This is a genomic window from Modicisalibacter sp. MOD 31.J, assembly GCF_020147985.1.
GTDB classification, from domain to species: Bacteria; Pseudomonadota; Gammaproteobacteria; order Pseudomonadales; family Halomonadaceae; genus Modicisalibacter; species Modicisalibacter coralii.
This window is the reverse complement of the sequence record NZ_JAGXFF010000001.1, coordinates 482,226-497,916: the sequence shown is the minus strand read 5'-3', so window position 1 is coordinate 497,916 and position 15,691 is coordinate 482,226. Positions and strand designations below refer to the sequence as shown.

General features: G+C 67.5%; 12 protein-coding genes. 3 read left to right on the top strand and 9 right to left on the bottom strand.

Features of this window, described 5'->3' with window-relative positions; translation table 11 throughout:
* Window positions 1-159: 159 nt before the first annotated feature.
* The 4 genes from glnE to ampD all read right to left on the bottom strand — a co-directional run bounded on the left by glnE (window position 160) and on the right by ampD (window position 8,993).
* Window positions 160-3,183, bottom strand: a complete 3,024-nt coding sequence (glnE, locus tag KGR00_RS02265; RefSeq protein ID WP_224417824.1) for a bifunctional [glutamate--ammonia ligase]-adenylyl-L-tyrosine phosphorylase/[glutamate--ammonia-ligase] adenylyltransferase — start codon at window positions 3,181-3,183, stop codon at window positions 160-162.
* A gap of 133 nt (window positions 3,184-3,316) precedes the next feature.
* Complete coding sequence (gene aceF / locus KGR00_RS02260; protein ID WP_224424107.1) at window positions 3,317-5,353, bottom strand: dihydrolipoyllysine-residue acetyltransferase; 2,037 nt, start codon at window positions 5,351-5,353, stop codon at window positions 3,317-3,319.
* A 91-nt stretch (window positions 5,354-5,444) separates the two neighbouring features.
* The gene (aceE, locus tag KGR00_RS02255; RefSeq protein ID WP_224417827.1) at window positions 5,445-8,129 is read right to left on the bottom strand and encodes a pyruvate dehydrogenase (acetyl-transferring), homodimeric type; all 2,685 of its coding nucleotides are present in this window, start codon (window positions 8,127-8,129) and stop codon (window positions 5,445-5,447) included.
* A gap of 291 nt (window positions 8,130-8,420) precedes the next feature.
* Window positions 8,421-8,993 carry a 1,6-anhydro-N-acetylmuramyl-L-alanine amidase AmpD gene (ampD, locus tag KGR00_RS02250; RefSeq protein ID WP_224417828.1) on the bottom strand — a complete coding sequence of 191 codons (573 nt, stop codon included), beginning with the start codon at window positions 8,991-8,993 and terminating at the stop codon, window positions 8,421-8,423.
* A gap of 77 nt (window positions 8,994-9,070) precedes the next feature.
* Here ampD and nadC point away from each other — a divergent pair, with 77 nt between their 5' ends.
* Window positions 9,071-9,925, top strand: coding sequence for a carboxylating nicotinate-nucleotide diphosphorylase (gene nadC, locus KGR00_RS02245; RefSeq protein WP_224417829.1), 855 nt, complete (start codon window positions 9,071-9,073; stop codon window positions 9,923-9,925).
* A 73-nt stretch (window positions 9,926-9,998) separates the two neighbouring features.
* On the opposite strand, the gene KGR00_RS02240 is transcribed toward nadC, so the two are convergent.
* Window positions 9,999-10,481, bottom strand: a complete 483-nt coding sequence (locus KGR00_RS02240) for a GNAT family N-acetyltransferase (RefSeq protein ID WP_224417830.1) — start codon at window positions 10,479-10,481, stop codon at window positions 9,999-10,001.
* Window positions 10,482-10,611: 130 nt separating this feature from the next.
* On the opposite strand from KGR00_RS02240, the gene tsaA reads away from it, so the two are divergent.
* Window positions 10,612-11,355 (top strand): tRNA (N6-threonylcarbamoyladenosine(37)-N6)-methyltransferase TrmO, encoded by a 744-nt coding sequence (tsaA, locus tag KGR00_RS02235; RefSeq protein WP_224417831.1) that lies wholly within the window; start codon window positions 10,612-10,614, stop codon window positions 11,353-11,355.
* Window positions 11,356-11,427: 72 nt separating this feature from the next.
* Here the strand turns inward: tsaA and purC are convergent, their stop codons facing one another.
* From purC to dapA, 4 genes are all read right to left on the bottom strand, one after another.
* On the bottom strand, window positions 11,428-12,141 hold the full coding sequence (gene purC, locus KGR00_RS02230; protein ID WP_224417832.1) for a phosphoribosylaminoimidazolesuccinocarboxamide synthase: 714 nt from the start codon (window positions 12,139-12,141) through the stop codon (window positions 11,428-11,430).
* Window positions 12,142-12,235: 94 nt separating this feature from the next.
* Window positions 12,236-13,033 (bottom strand): MBL fold metallo-hydrolase, encoded by a 798-nt coding sequence (locus tag KGR00_RS02225; RefSeq protein WP_224417833.1) that lies wholly within the window; start codon window positions 13,031-13,033, stop codon window positions 12,236-12,238.
* The gene (gene bamC / locus KGR00_RS02220) at window positions 13,033-13,980 is read right to left on the bottom strand and encodes an outer membrane protein assembly factor BamC (RefSeq protein ID WP_224417834.1); all 948 of its coding nucleotides are present in this window, start codon (window positions 13,978-13,980) and stop codon (window positions 13,033-13,035) included. The genes KGR00_RS02225 and bamC overlap by 1 nt, the downstream gene beginning before the upstream one ends.
* Window positions 13,981-14,010: 30 nt before the next feature.
* Window positions 14,011-14,895 carry a 4-hydroxy-tetrahydrodipicolinate synthase gene (gene dapA / locus KGR00_RS02215; RefSeq protein WP_224417835.1) on the bottom strand — a complete coding sequence of 295 codons (885 nt, stop codon included), beginning with the start codon at window positions 14,893-14,895 and terminating at the stop codon, window positions 14,011-14,013.
* Window positions 14,896-15,107: 212 nt separating this feature from the next.
* On the opposite strand from dapA, the gene KGR00_RS02210 reads away from it, so the two are divergent.
* Window positions 15,108-15,578: a peroxiredoxin gene (locus KGR00_RS02210; protein WP_224417836.1), complete on the top strand. Its 471-nt coding sequence runs from the start codon at window positions 15,108-15,110 to the stop codon at window positions 15,576-15,578.
* Window positions 15,579-15,691: the final 113 nt, after the last annotated feature.

The window sequence follows — 15,691 nt, the reverse complement described above, 5'->3', positions numbered from 1 at the left end:
TCCTTGTCGTGAACAACTGGTCCTGTCGTGAAACGCGGGTGACAACGGCAAGACACTAATCCGCCGTTGGCCGCGCTGCCCTGTCATGCAGCAAGCCTAGACGAAAAAGCCCCCGACGGCCGAGCGGCAATCGAGGGGGCTGTGCCCGGCCCGGCCGCGCTACCCGGCCGCCTCGGGTTCGAGCCAGCGCCGCCACAGCGCCTTCACCGCCTCGCGGTGGCCATGGAACTCGGCCTCCGCCACCGGGCCCTCCGCCTTGGCCAGCGCCCGGCGATGGTTGGTGTCGCGATAGGCGAGATAGGCCTCGCGCAGCCGTCGGGCGTCCTCGGATTCGAGCCGGCCGGTTTCCTCGAGGGTCTCGAGCAGGCGCATGTTGTCGCTCCACCCGAGCAGCGCCGGCTCGTCGTGACTCATCGCCAATACCGCGTACTGGCAGAGGAACTCGATGTCGATCATGCCGCCGGCGTCCTGCTTGAGATCGAAACGCCCGGCCTCGCGGTCACCGGCACTGCTGCCCAGATGCTCACGCATCTTGTGACGCATCCTCACCACCTCGTCGCGCAGGGTTTCGGGATCGCGTCGGCGTGCCAGCACCTCGCCGCGGATCGCCGCGAACCCCTCGGCCAGGGCCTCGCTGCCCGCCACCACCCGCGCGCGGACCAGCGCCTGATGCTCCCAGGTCCAGGCCTCGTGGCGCTGATACTCGGCGAAGGCATCGAGACCGGTGACCAGCAGCCCCGAATTGCCCGAGGGACGCAGGCGCATGTCGACCTCGTAGAGCGTTCCGGAGGGCGTGACCGCGGTCAGCAGATGGATGATCCGCTGCCCCAGCCGGGTGAAGAACACCGCGTTGTCGATCGCGCGCTTGCCGTCGGTACTGCCCTGCAGGGCGGCATCGTGGATGAACACCAAGTCGAGATCCGAGCCGTACCCCAGCTCGATGCCGCCCAGCTTGCCGTAGCCGACGATCAGAAACTCCGGCGTGTGTCGGTCGGCCCGCGAGCCGTCGCGGCGCTGGGGGCGGCCGTGCTTGCGAACCAGATGCCGCCAGGCCATCGCCAGCACCTGCTCGAGCACCACCTCGGCGATGAAGGTGAGGTAGTCGCTGACCTTCATCAGGGTGCGCGCGCCGGCGATGTCGGAAGCCGCGACATGCAGCACCTGGGCGTGCTTGAAGACGCGCAGCGCCTCGAGCTGGGCTTCCTCGTCGTCCTCGGGAATGCGCGCCAGGGCCTGTCGCAACTCGTCGGCCAGCCGGGTCTTGTCGGCCGGCGAGTAGAGCGTCGCCGGCGTCAGCAGCTCGTCGAGCAGCACCGGGTGGCGGGCGAGCTGCTCGGCGATCCACGGGCTGGCGCCGCACAGCCGCATCAGATGCGCCAGGGCGTCGGGATTCTCGCGCAGCAGCGCCAGGTAGGCGGTGCGCCGCAGTACCGCCTCGACCAGCGGCAGCACCCGGGTCAGCGCTGTGGCGGGGAAGTCGCTGCCGGCGGCGGCATCGATCAGCATCGGCATCAACGCATCGAGGCGCTCGAAGCCGATCCGCTGCATGCCCTGCACGGCGCGTGACTGACGCAGCGATTCGATGCGCCGCCGCGCGGTGTCGACGTCGTCGAAGCCGCCGCTGGCGAGCAACGAGTCGGCCTCGTCGTCGGCCAGTTCACCACGCCACAGGGCACGCCACTCATCGAGGGGCACGGTCCCCTCCCCGGCGGTTTCGTCCGCCTCGACCGGTGTCTCGGTCTCCTCCTCGGGATCGGCGATCACGGCATTGAAGTGGCCGCGAATGCGCTCGCGCACCTCGGCGAGCTCCGCCATCAACGCCGGCCAGTCCTCGAAACAGCGTTCGCCCCGGCTCATGCCCAGCGCCACCCGCTCGCGCGTCGGGGCATCGTCGGGCAGCATCTGGGTCTGGCGGTCGTCGAGCGCCTGCAGGACGTGCTCGAGATCGCGCAGGAAGACGTAATCGGGCGTGAGCTCGTCGACCACCGCCCGGGGCAGCAATTCCAGCCCGGGCAGTTGTGCCAGCGCCTGCTTGAGCGAGGTGGCCTGCAGTTCGGTGTCGCGCCCGCCGCGGATCAACTGGAACGCCTGGACGATGAACTCGACCTCGCGAATCCCCCCGGGGCCGAGCTTGATGTTCTCGGCCATGCCCTTGCGCCGCACCTCGCGATTGATCAGCGACTTCATCTCGCGCAGCGACTCGATGGCGCCGAAATCCAGATACTTGCGATAGACGAACGGGCGCAGGCTCTCCAGCAGGGCATGGCCGGCCTCGCGATCGCCGGCCACCGGCCGCGCCTTGAGCATGGCGTAACGCTCCCACTCGCGGCCCTGGTCCTGGTAGTAGCTGGCCAGCATGGCGAAACTGCCCACCAGCGGCCCGCCGTCGCCGAGCGGGCGCAGGCGCATGTCGACGCGAAACACGAAGCCGTCGGCGGTGATGGCATCGAGCGCAGCGATCAGCTTCTGACCCAGGCGCGTGAAGTACTCCTGATGGTCGTACTCGCGCCGGCCACCCCGGGTGGTGCCCTTCTCGGGGAAGGCGAAGATCAGGTCGATGTCCGAGGAGAGGTTGAGTTCGCCGGCCCCCAGCTTGCCCATGCCCAGCACCACCAGCCGCTGGGGCGTGCCATCGGCGCAGGGAGCCGGGCTCCCCCAGCGCGGCGCGAAGTGCGCTTCGAGCCAGCCAAGCGCCCCCTCCAGGCAACACTCGGCGAGTTGCGAGACACTCGCCGCGGTCTGCCACATGTCGTGACCGGCGGGCCGCGCCAGATCGCGCCAGACGATGCCCAGCATGCGCGCGTTGCGAAAGCGCCGCAGGGTGGCGTGCATCGGCTCTTCGCCCTCGACGCCTTCCAGGGCGTCAGCGAGCAGCGCATCGAGCGTCGCGCGGTCGGGGGCGGCGTCGAGCTCGTTCTCGGCATCGAGCAGCAGCAGCCAGTCGGGGTGGCGCGCCAGCACGTCGAGAGCGAAGTCGGACACCGCCAGCACCCGCGCCAGCGCCGCGCGCCGGGCGTCGGTCAGCGCCGCCCAGCCTTCGCCGGGCGGCTCCGCGCCCTGGCGCTCGGCCTGACGGTCGGCCTCGCCGAGCGCCTCGCGAAGGCGCTGCTCGGCCTGGCGCAGGCGTGCCTGGAGCGGCGCGGGGATATCCGTCATCGGCAGAAGAGGGTCGGGCAGCGCCATGGGGTTCGTTCCGTGTCGTGGCTGATGACCCCAGCATAACCAACGCACCGGGGACACTGAACCGCCGGGCACGCATAAAAAACGGCGGCCCGATCGCTCGGGCCGCCGCGGTATCGCCGGACAGGCCGGCCGGTTACAGCAGCATGCGGCGGATGTCGGTGAGCACCTGACCCAGATACGCGGTGAAGCGTGCCGCATCGGCGCCATTGACCGCACGGTGGTCGTAGGACAGCGACAGCGGCATCATCAGCCGCGGCTGGAAGGCCTGGCCGTCCCATACCGGCTTCGTCTGCGACTTGGAGACCCCGAGGATCGCCACTTCCGGCGCGTTGACGATCGGCGTGAACGCCGTACCGCCGATCGAGCCCAGACTGGAGATAGTGAAGCAGCCGCCGGTCATCTCCTCGCGCTTGAGCTTCTTCGACTGCGCCTTCTTGGCCAGTTCCACGGACTCCTTGGCAAGCTCGATCAGCGACTTCTGATCGGCATTGCGGATCACCGGCACCATCAGGCCGTCCGGCGTGTCCACGGCGATGCCGATGTGCACGTACTTCTTGTGCACCACCGTCTCGCCGTCGCTCTTCAGGCTGACGTTGAACTGCGGGTACTGGCGCAGTGCCAGCGCACAGGCCTTGATCAGGAACGGCAGCGGCGTGAGCTTGGCGCCCTGGGCCTCGGCCTCGGCCTTCATCGACTTGCGGAAGGCCTCCAGCTCGGTGATGTCGGCCTCGTCGAACTGGGTGACGTGCGGCAGGTTGACCCAGCTGCGATGCAGGTTGGTGGCGCCCATCTTCATCAGGCGGCCCATCGGCTTCTCTTCGACCTCGCCGAACTGGCTGAAATCCTGATCGGGGATCGGCGGGATGCCCGAGCCACCCGCCGCGGGGGCGGCGCCCGCGCTCGCTCCGCCGGCCGGCTTCTGGCTCATCACCTGCTTGACGTAGGCGTGCACGTCCTCCTTGAGCACGCGGTCCTTGGGACCGCTGGGCTTGACCTGCGCCAGGTCGACGCCCAGCTCGCGGGCCAGCATGCGCACCGCCGGGCCGGCGTGGACCAGCTTGCCGTCGCGGGGTTTCTCGCTGGCCATCTGCGCCTCGGGGCTCGGCGAACCGGCCGGCGACGCCGCCGGTTTCTCGGCCTGGGCCGCCGGCTTGCCGTCGCCCTTGGGCGCTTCGGCCTTCTTGGGCTTGGGCTTGGCACCGGCCACTTCCACATAGCCGATCAGGTCGCCCTCGGAGACGGTGTCACCCACCTTGACGCTGACCTCGACCAGCGTGCCCTTGTAGGGACTGGGCACGTCCATGGAGGCCTTGTCGGACTCCAGGGTGATCAGCGGGTCTTCCTCGTCGATCTCGTCGCCGGCCGACACCGCGACCTCGATGATCTCGACGTTCTCGCTGCCACCGATGTCGGGGACACGAATCTCCTGACGCTGGGGCTCGCCCGCGTCGTCCGCGGACTCGTCGTCCCCGGCATCGTCGTCCTGGGCCGACGCCGACTCGGCCGGCTCATCGGCGTCATCGCCGGCGGCCTGCTCGGACTCGGTCTCGTCGCCGCCCTCGCCCTCGATCTCCATGGTGCCGATCAGGTCGCCCTCGGAGACCGTGTCGCCCTCCTTGACCGCCAGCGACACCAGCTTGCCGGTGTGCGGGCTGGGCACGTCCATGGAGGCCTTGTCGGACTCCAGGGTGATCAGCGCATCCTCGGCATTGACCTCGTCGCCCTCGGCGACGGCCACCTCGATGATCTCGACGTTCTCGCTGCCGCCGATGTCGGGGACCTTGACCTCCACCGTGCGCTTGCCACCGCCCGAGGATTTCTTCGCCGCCTGACCGCCGCTGTCTTTCTCGTCGGCCTTGTCGTCCTTGGCGGGTTCCTCATCCTTGTCGGCCGGCTCGGAGGACGCCTCGTCCTGGTCGGCGTCGCCGCCGCCCTCGGCCTCCAGCTCGAGGATGTCATCGCCCTCGGAGACGGTATCGCCCTCCTTGACCAGGATCTTGACGACCTTGCCGCCCTTGGGCGCGGGGACGTCCATGCTGGCCTTGTCGGACTCCAGGGTGATCATGGTGTCCTCGGGCTCGATGACGTCACCCACGGACACTGCCACCTCGATGATCTCGACGTCTTCACTGCCGCCGATATCGGGAACTTTGATGATTTCGCTACTCAAGGTCGCGCTCCTTCCAATTCATGCTCGGCGCCAGGCGGGCCACCTCGTCTCAGCGTAGCCCGTCCGGCGTCGGGTCAGCAGATCACCGCTCTCAAGAGACCAGCGGATTGGGCTTGTTCGGATCGATGCCGTACTTCTCGATGGCATCGGCGACGACCTTGCGGTCGATCTCGCCACGATCGGCCAGCGCCTTGAGGGCGATCACGGTCACGAAGTGACGGTCGACCTCGAAGAAATGGCGCAGCTTCTCGCGGGTGTCCGAACGACCGAACCCGTCGGTGCCGAGCACGTGGTAATCGGTGGGCACCCAGGCGCGCACCTGATCGGCGAACAGCTTCATGTAATCGGTGGAGGCGATGGCCGGGCCCTTGCGCCCTTCCAGGCAGGCCGTGATGTGCGGCTTGGCGGGCTCCTGCTCGGGCTTGAGGAACGCCTGGCGATCCAGCTCGAGCGCCTCGCGACGCAGCTCGTTGAAGCTCGGCACGCTCCAGATGTCGGAACCGACACCGTAGTCCTCCTTGAGGATCTCGGCGGCCGCCTCGACCTCGCGCAGGATGGTGCCGGAGCCCATCAACTGGACATGGCCCTTGCCCTTCTTGCCCGAGACCTCGCGCAGCAGGTACATGCCCTTGATGATGTCGTCCTCGACACCTTCGGGCATCTCCGGATGCGCGTAGTTCTCGTTCATCACGGTCAGGTAGTAGAAGCAGTTCTCCTTGTCCTGATACATCCGCTTCAGACCGTCCTGGATGATCACCGCCAGCTCGTAGGAGTAGGTCGGGTCGTAGCTGCGGCAGTTGGGGATGGTCGAGGCCTGGATGTGGCTGTGACCGTCCTGGTGCTGCAGGCCTTCGCCGTTGAGCGGGGTGCGACCGGCGGTACCGCCGACCAGGAAGCCGCGTGCCTGCATGTCGCCGGCCAGCCAGGCCAGATCGCCGATGCGCTGGAAGCCGAACATCGAGTAGTAGATGTAGAACGGCAGCAGCGGCATGTGGTGGTTGGAGTAGGAGGTCGCCGCGGCGATCCACGCCGACATGGCGCCCGCCTCGGTGATGCCCTCCTCGAGGATCTGCCCGGCCTTGTCCTCGCGGTAGTACATGATCTGGCCGGAATCCATGGGCTCGTACTTCTGGCCCTCGGAGGTGTAGATGCCGAGCTGGCGGAACATCCCCTCCATGCCGAAGGTGCGTGCCTCGTCGGGGATGATCGGCACCACCTGCTTGCCGAAGGCCTTGTTCTTGACCAGGCCGTTGAGCACGCGCACGAAGGCCATGGTGGTGGAGACTTCGCGATCGCCGGAACCGGAGATCTGGCTGGCGAACATCTTGTCGTCGAGCCCGGGGATCTCGATGCCCTCGAAGTCGTGCTTGCGCGCCGGCAGGTAGCCGCCGAGCTGCTCGCGACGCATGTGCAGGTACTTCATCTCCGGGCTGTCTTCGGCCGGCTTGAAGTAGGGCATGACGCCGCTGTCGAGCTGCTCGTCGGTCACCGGGATGGCGAAGCGGTCGCGGAACGCCTTGAGCGCCTCGGTATCCATGGTCTTGATCTGGTGGGCTTCCATGTCGGCTTCGCCGCTGCCACCGCCCATGCCGTAGCCCTTGACGGTATGCGCCAGGATCACGGTGGGCTTGCCGTTGGCGTTGCTGACCGCCTCCTGATAGGCCGCATAGACCTTGTAGGGGTCGTGGCCGCCACGGTTGAGCTTCCAGATGTCCTCGTCGGACATGTTCTCGACCATCTTGGCGGTTTCGGGATACTTGCCGAAGAAGTGCTCGCGGGTGTAGCCGCCGCCGTTGGCCTTGCAGTTCTGGTATTCGCCGTCGACGGTCTCGTCCATCAGCTTCTGCAGCACGCCCTTGGAATCCTGCTCGAACAGCGGATCCCAGAAACGACCCCAGACCACCTTGAGGACGTTCCAGCCGGCACCGCGGAACACGCCTTCCAGCTCGTCCATGATCCGCGAGTTGCCGCGCACCGGGCCGTCGAGGCGCTGCAGGTTGCAGTTGACCACGAAGATCAGGTTGTCGAGCTTCTCGCGGCTGGCCAGGTGCAGTGCGCCCAGCGATTCCGGCTCGTCGCACTCGCCGTCGCCGAGGAAGGCCCAGACCTTGCGATCCTGCATCGGCTGCAGCCCGCGGGAGTCGAGGTACTTCATGACGTGGGCCTGGTAGATCGCGGTGATCGGGCCCAGCCCCATCGACACGGTGGGGAACTGCCAGTAGTCCGGCATCAGCCAGGGGTGCGGATAGGAGGACAGGCCGTTGCCGTCGACTTCCTGACGGAAGTTGTCCATCTGCTCTTCGGTCAGCCGCCCTTCGAGGAAGGAGCGGGCGTAGATGCCCGGAGAGACGTGGCCCTGGATATAGAGCAGGTCGCCCTTGAAGTCACCATTGGGGGCGCGGAAGAAATGGTTGAAGCCGACCTCGTAGAGGGTCGCGCTCGACATGTAGCTGGCCAGGTGGCCGCCCAGCCCCTTGTGCTTCTTGTTGGCACGGATGACCTGGGCGGCCATGTTCCAACGAATCAGCGAGCGGATCTTGCGCTCCATGAACAGATCGCCGGGCATGCGCGCTTCGCGGTGCACCGGGATCGTGTTGCGATGGGGGGTGTTGACCGAGAAGGGCACCTGTCGGCCGTCGCGACGAAACCGGTCGGCCAGCCGGCTCATCAGGTACTGGGCGCGCTCCTCGCCCTCTCGATCCAGGACCGATTCCAGGGATTCAATCCATTCCATGGTTTCGGTCGGATCGATATCTTCTCTTGCCTCCAGACTCATAGACGTCTCTCCGAATGAAGATAGGGTGTCAGTCTGCCCCCCACATCGGCGGCGGGGCATGTAGCGCTCTTCAGTGCGGGCCGACCTTCTTGTGGGTCGTCTTTCCGTAAAATTCGCGGTTGTAACCGTATTACAGACAATGATGGTCAGGTTACAAATTCCGGCCACGAAGATACCGCAATCCCCGCTCCCTGCCAATTACGCGAAACATGGAAATCCATTCCATGTCGCACATTGCACTGCAATATTAGGCGCTTGCGAGCGCCTCGCACGCACCTTGCAGGTTGTAGCCTAGCTACAAATCGGCACTTGCGCGGCGAGACATTGACGAAAGTAGGCCCAGTCGAAGGCCGGCCCGGGATCGCTCTTGCGCAGCGGGGCGATCCGCGCGTGGCTGGTGATGCGCGTCGCGTCGAGGCCCGGGTAGTGCGCCATGAGCGTGCCCACGACACCGGCCAGGCGGCGATACTGGGCATCGCGGTAGGGGTGGATCTCGTCGCCCTCGAGCTCGATGCCGATGCCGAAGTCGTTGAGTTCGCGGCGTTCGCGCACGCCGTCGAACCAGCGCGAACGCCCGGCGTGCCAGGCTCGCGCGTCGAAGGCGGCGAACTGCACGGCCTCGCCGTCGCGGCGAATCAGCAGATGCGCGGAGACGCGCAGCCCCGCGAGCCGGCGATAGTACGGGTGCGCGCCGGTATCCAGGCAGTTGGTGAACAGCGCCTCGATGGCGTCGCCGCCGAACTCCCCGGGCGGCAGGCTGATCGAATGCAGCACCAGGGCCGATATCTCGCCCTCGGGCCGGGCGTTGACGTTGGGCGAAGGCACCCGACGTGCCACATCCAGCCAGCCATTCTCGATCTGCATTGCGTTCTCCCCTGCCGAAGCGGCGCACCATTCCCTATAATGGCGGCATTGTCGCACACCGGAGAGCCAGTCAAGCCATGCGTTATTACGAGGCCCTCGCCGAGGAGATCCGAACCAGCACCGCGCGCCTGCTCGCCGAGGACGTGGGCCCCGGCGACATCACCGCCCAGCTGATCCCCGAACGCCAATGGGCAAAGGCCCGAGTGATCACCCGCGAGGATGCCATCCTGTGCGGCGTGGCCTGGGTCGACGAACTGTTCCGCCGACTCGATCACCGCGTGCGGATCGACTGGAAGGCGGCCGACGGCGACCGGCTCGAGGCCGATCAGGTCTTCGTCGAACTCGAGGGGCCGGCACGCAGCCTGATGACCGGCGAGCGGGCCGCGCTCAACCTGCTGCAGACCCTCTCGGGCACCGCGACCCGCGCCCGTGCCTATGCCGACCGCGTCGCCGGCACCGGCGTGCGCCTGCTCGACACCCGCAAGACCCTGCCCGGCCTGCGCCTGGCGCAGAAATACGCGGTCACCTGCGGCGGCTGTCACAACCACCGTATCGGTCTCTACGATGCCTTCCTGATCAAGGAGAATCACATCGCCGCCTGTGGCGGCATCGCCGCGGCGGTGCGCGAGGCACGCCACATCGCCAGCGACCTGCCGGTGGAGGTCGAGGTGGAGAATCTCGAGGAACTGGAGCAGGCCCTGACGGCCGGCGCCGATGTGGTGATGCTCGACAACTTCTCGCTCGACGACCTGCGCGAGGCGGTGTCGCGCAACGCCGGCAAGGCGACCCTGGAAGCCTCCGGCAACGTCAGCGATACCACCCTCGAGGCGATCGCCGCCACCGGCGTCGACTGCATCTCGATCGGCGCGCTGACCAAGGACGTCAAGGCGATCGACCTGTCGATGCGGGTCGATCAGGTCGAGACGCGCTAGACATCGCCTGACAGCCGACCGTTTGCCTCCCGAGCCCCAGGGCGGCCGAATGGCGCCGCCCTCGGCTCGGCCATCACATCAGCGGTTTCTCCAGGCGTATCCGCATCAGCGGCTCGCCCTGACGCTCGACCCACTCCTCGCCGAGCCGCTGCCAGCCGCGGCGTTCCAGACCGTCGGCGAGCACCAGGCTGGCCTCGATGCGGGCCCGCGAGGCACCGCGTTCACGCAACTGCGCCTCGGCGAGTTCGAGCAGGCGTGCGCCGATGCCGCGCCGCGCCAGCGATGGCCAGACGTAGAGCGTCTCGATACGCGCGTCGAGGACATCGAGCTCGGCGAAGCCCACGCAACGCCCGTCGCACTCGGCGACCAGCGTCTCGTAGAGCGCCTGACGGGCGGCCCAGGCGGAAGCCTCGCGTGGCAGCGCGCTGGCCCAGGCCTGGCGCTGTACCAGCGAGTAGCGCCCCGCCGCGCCCTGCATCACCGCGTGATGGAAGACTTCGGCCTGATCCGCTGCATCCCGCGGCAGCGCCTCGCGATAGCGAATCCGTTCACGCATGTCGGCCTCTCCTGTTCGTCATCCCGGGCATCATGCCATGCCCGGCCGGCGCCCGACACGCCGGAATGCGGTTGTCTCGCCCGTCGGCGGTCGGCTCGCTCTCGCCGCCGGCGGCGTGCATAATTCGCCCATGTGCGAGCCCGATCCGACCTTCGATGCCCCCTATGCGCTGCACCCCATCGGGCGCATCGCCAGCGACTACCCCGACAAGTTCGGCATTCCCCGTCAGCCCGGCCTGGCCGCCGAGGCGCACGCCGTGCTGCACCTGCTGCCACCCTACGACGACCCCCTGGCGGTACGCGGGCTCGAACGCGTCAGCCACCTGTGGCTGACCTTCGTCTTTCACCGCAGTCCCGAGCGCTGGACGCCACTGGTCCGCCCGCCGCGTCTCGGCGGCAATGCCAGGCTCGGCGTGTTCGCCACCCGCAGCACCCACCGCCCCAACCGGCTGGGGCTGTCGCTGGTCGAGCTGGCCGGGATCGAGACCCGGGGCGGCGTGCGCCTGCACCTGCGCGGCCATGACCTGGTCGACGGCACCCCGGTGCTCGACATCAAGCCCTACCTGCCCTGGGCGGAGGCGCGCCCCGAGGCCGAGGCCGGGTTCGCCCCGGCGCCCCCGCCGCAGCGGCCGGTACACTTCACCTCCGACGCCGAGGCGTGCCTGAATGCGCGCAACGACGGCGACTCGCTGCGCCGGCTGATCATTCAGGTGCTCGCCCAGGATCCGCGCCCCGCCTACCGCCGGGGCGCGGAAACCCGGCACTACGGCGTGGCGCTGCGCGATGTCGACGTGCGCTTCCAGGCCGTCGAGTCGGATGGCGAGCTTGCCTTCCTGGTCGGCGAGATCGTCGCCCTGGCGACGCCGCGCGACTGATCGCCGACCAGAGCCGCAACGCAAGGAAGCGGCCCGAGGGCCGCTTCCAGTGCATCTACGTCATGCTTGCGCTCAGTCGAAGGCGATACCCAACCGACGCCCCACTTCCTCGTAGGCCTCGATCACCCCGCCCAGCCCCTGGCGGAAACGGTCCTTGTCCATCTTCTCGAGGGTCTGGGCGTCCCACAGCCGACAGCCGTCCGGCGAGAACTCGTCGCCGAGGACGATCTCGCCCTGGAACAGGCCGAACTCCAGCTTGTAGTCGACCAGCAGCATGCCGCCGTCCAGGAACAGCTTCTTGAGCACGTCGTTGACCTGGAAGGTCAGCTCCTTCATGCGCGCGAGCTGTTCCGGCGTCGCCCAGCCGAAGGTGGTGGCCAGCGACTCGTTGATCATCGGGTCGTGATGAGCGTCGTTCTTGAGGAACAGCTCGAAGGTCGGCGGATCGAGCTCGAGGCCCTCCTTCACGCCCAGGCGGCGCACCAGGCTGCCGGCGGCGCGATTGCGGACCACACACTCGACGGGAATCATGGCGAGCTTCTTGACCACGCACTCGGTATCCGAGACCAGGCCGTCGAAGTGGGTGGGGATGCCCGCCTCGGCGAGCTTGCCCATGATGAAGGCATTGAACTTGTTGTTGACCATGCCCTTGCGCGCCAGCGATTCCATGCGTTCGCCGTCGAAGGCACTGGTGTCGTCGCGAAAGTGCAGGATCAAGCGGTCGGGATCGTCGGTTCGGTAGACCGATTTGGCCTTGCCGGCGTAGAGCACGTCACGTTTTTCCATGGGAGCCATCTCCGAAGTCGAGCCTGGGACAGGATGCTTGCCTGCCCGAAAAGTTAGCCAAGGCCGGCCGCCGCCGACAGCGACGAGCCCGCCGTCACGCCACCGCCTGCCAGTCGAAGCCCCGGTCCTGTGCCGCCACCACCAGCCGCGACTCGTCGCCGTCGAGTAGCGGTGTCAGTGCCTCGCGGGCCAGGTCGGGGCGGTTGTTGTGTTCCGAGAGGTGCGAGCAGACCACCGCCTGCAGCCGGTCGAGTCCCAGGCGCCGCAACAGGGCGTGCGCCTGGGCATTCGCCAAGTGGCCCCAGTCGCCGCCGACCCGCCGCTTGAGCCGCGGTGGATAGGGGCCTTCGGCGAGCATGCGCGGGTCGTGGTTGCACTCCAGCACCAGGGCGTCACAGCCGCGAAAGCTCGCGACCACGTGCTCGGTGGGGTGGCCCAGATCGGTGAGCACGCCGAGCGAACGCTGTCGGGCGTGAAAGCGAAACTGCACCGGCTCGCGGGCATCGTGGGGGACGGTCACCGGGTCGATCTCCAGCCCGGCGATGGCGAAGCGTGCCTGGGGGGCGATCAGGGTGTGTCGCGGCACCTCGCCGAGGCGCCGCGACAGCAGGGTCCCGGCGGTCAGGTAGACCGGCAGCCCGTGACGCCGCGCCAGTGGCCCGACCCCGGTGATGTGATCGCCGTGCTCATGGGTCACCAGAACCGCCGCCAGTTGCCGCGGATGCAGGCCGAAGCGCGCCAGACGACGCTCGGTCTCGCGCAGACCGAAGCCGCAGTCGACCAGCACGTGGGTCTCGCCGTCGCTGACCAGCGTGGCATTGCCCTTGCTGCCGCTGCCCAGCGAGGCGAAACGCAGGGCACGGGAATCCGGCGCCGCGGCATCGGCGTTCATCAGCGCAGCGTGGCTGCCAGCGCGTCGAGCACCTCGCGCGCTTCACCGTCGTCCAGGGTCCGGTCGTCGGTGGCGGCCACGGTGACCCGGGTCTGGTCGTTCGCCGCGGGCGTCACGCTCAACCGGTAACGCCGAGGCTGATCGCTGCCGAACCAGTCGAACCAGCCGCCGTCCTCGTCCCGCGGCTTGTAATCGATCAGGAACTCGCCGGCGCTGCGATTCTGGTCGACCAGCTTGCGGCCGTCGCCGGTGAAGTCGTTCTCGAGCTGATAGTGCAGCTCCGACCAGGCGCGCTGCATGTCCAGCGCCAGCAGCAGTTGCCAGCGACCGTCCTGATGCTGCAGGCGAACCCGCTGCTCCTGGGAGAGCTTCTGGGCGGCGAGCGACACGCCCTGGGCCTGGGCACCGCTGCTGTCGAGGTAGCCCTGCAGCGCCGCCAGGCACTGACCGCCGGTCGCCGCCGGCCCGCTGCAGCGGACTTCGCTGGTGTTGCTGCGCAGCCCCTGACGAATGCGGAAGTCGGCCTGGTCGGTGGCAATGCGACCGCTGGACGCATTCAACTGGGTCACCTGCAGGCCGCGACTCTGGACGAAGCCCTGCAATTGCGGCCAGACACTCCCCGGCGCGGCGTTGACCAGCAGCCAGCGGTCGCTGCCGGCCTCGCGCAATTCGACGTAGGGCGCGTCCTCGCTCTCGCCGCCGGCCAGCGGCTGGGGCCGCGGTGCCTCGAAGTCGTCCTCGGCGGCGAAGTCGTTGCTCACCGACGGCACCGGCATGGCGTCCTGGAAGTCGCTCTTGCGCCGCGTGTCCGGCAATTCGAGCGGCTCGCTCATCTGCGCGCTGCGGTATTCGTCGTTGCGATCGTAATAGTAGCCGTCACGGCCGCATCCACTCACGACCACACCCATGGCGACGACCAGCGGCATCCATTTGAAGATGGGGTTCATGCTTCTACCTTCTTGTGCGTGAGCCGTGGCTCAGTCCTCGAGGACGCCGGCGAGCTGCAGGGCTTCGCCCACGGTGGAGTGATACTTCTCGGAAAGCCAGGTCAGCGGCAGGCGGATGCCCTGCTCGGCATAGCCCATGCGGTTGAGCGACCACTTGACCGGAATCGGGTTGGCCTCGACGCCCAGTGCGGTGTGCAGCGGCATCAGCCGGGTATTGATCTGGTGGGCGCGCTCGGTGTCGCCGGATACCGCCGCCTCGCAGAGTTCGTGCATGGCGTGCGGCGCGACGTTGGCGGTCACCGAGATGTCGCCGTGGCCGCCCATCAGCATGAAATCGCAGGCGGTGGGATCGTCGCCGGAATACAGCGCGAAGCCGCTGCCCTTGAGACGCTCGACCAGTTCCTCGGCACGCTCCAGGTTGCCGGTGGCATCCTTGAGGCCGACGATGTTGTCCAGCTCGGCGAGCCGGAACACGGTCTCGTTGTAGAGATCCGAACAGGTCCGCCCCGGCACGTTGTAGAGGATCACCGGCAGCTCGCCGCCCTCGGCGACGGCCTTGAAGTGCTGATAGAGGCCTTCCTGGGTCGGCTTGTTGTAGTACGGGCAGACGGAGAGGCAGTAGTCAGCCCCCACTTCCTTGGCGTAACGGGCGAGTTCGACCGCTTCCGAGGTGGCGTTGGCGCCGGTGCCGGCGATCACCGGGATCCGCCCGTGCACCTCCTCGACCACGGTACGAATGACGTCGAAGTGCTCGGCGAACGACATGGTAGTGGGCTCGCCGGTGGTACCGGCGGCGACGATGGCGTCGGTGCCATTGTCGAGATGGAAGCGCACCAGACGACGCAGCGCCTCCCAATCGATCTCACCGGACGCTTTCATGGGGGTCGCCAGCGCGACGATGCTGCCTGTGATCATCCTGTGGTGCTCTCCTGTCAGTCGCCCGTCCGGTCAGGTTCGACCGGGCCAGCGCAAACCATCGTTATCGATATCCGGGCCAGGGGACAAATGGTACTCAGGCGGCCAGAGCCTGTACAGGTGCGAAGAGGCCCCGAACGCCTCGCGCTTTACAGTCGCACGCGGCTTGCGTGTAATGCTCGACGATCCCTTTATGCTTCGAGGAGCCTTCCATGAGCGTCAGCCCCGGCGAGCCGGTCCCCGATTTCACCGCCCAGGCCACCAACGATACCACCGTGACGCTGTCCGAGTTGCGCGGCAAGCAGGTGGTGATCTACTTCTACCCCAAGGACAGCACCCCCGGCTGCACCAGAGAAGGCGAAGCCTTCCGCGACAACAAGGCGGCCTTCGACGCGGCCAACACGGTGATCCTGGGGGTCTCCCGCGACGGCCTGCGCGCCCACGAGAACTTCAAGGCCAAGCAGGGTTTCAACTTCGAGCTGATCTCCGACAAGGACGAGTCGCTGTGCCGGCTGTTCGACGTCATCAAGCTCAAGAAACTGTACGGCAAGGAGCACCTGGGCATCGAGCGCAGCACCTTCCTGATCGACAAGGACGGCAAGCTGGCCCGCGAGTGGCGCAAGGTCAAGGTGAAGGGTCACGTCGACGAAGTGCTCGAAGCGGCCCGCGAACTCGACGGCTGAGGGGCGGCACCATCACGCCCGCCCTCTGAGACCGAGCGTCAATTTCGTTCAAGCCCCGTCGCCCGGCAGTGCGGATAGTGAAACCCTCGGAACGCACGGGAGACGGGCCTACC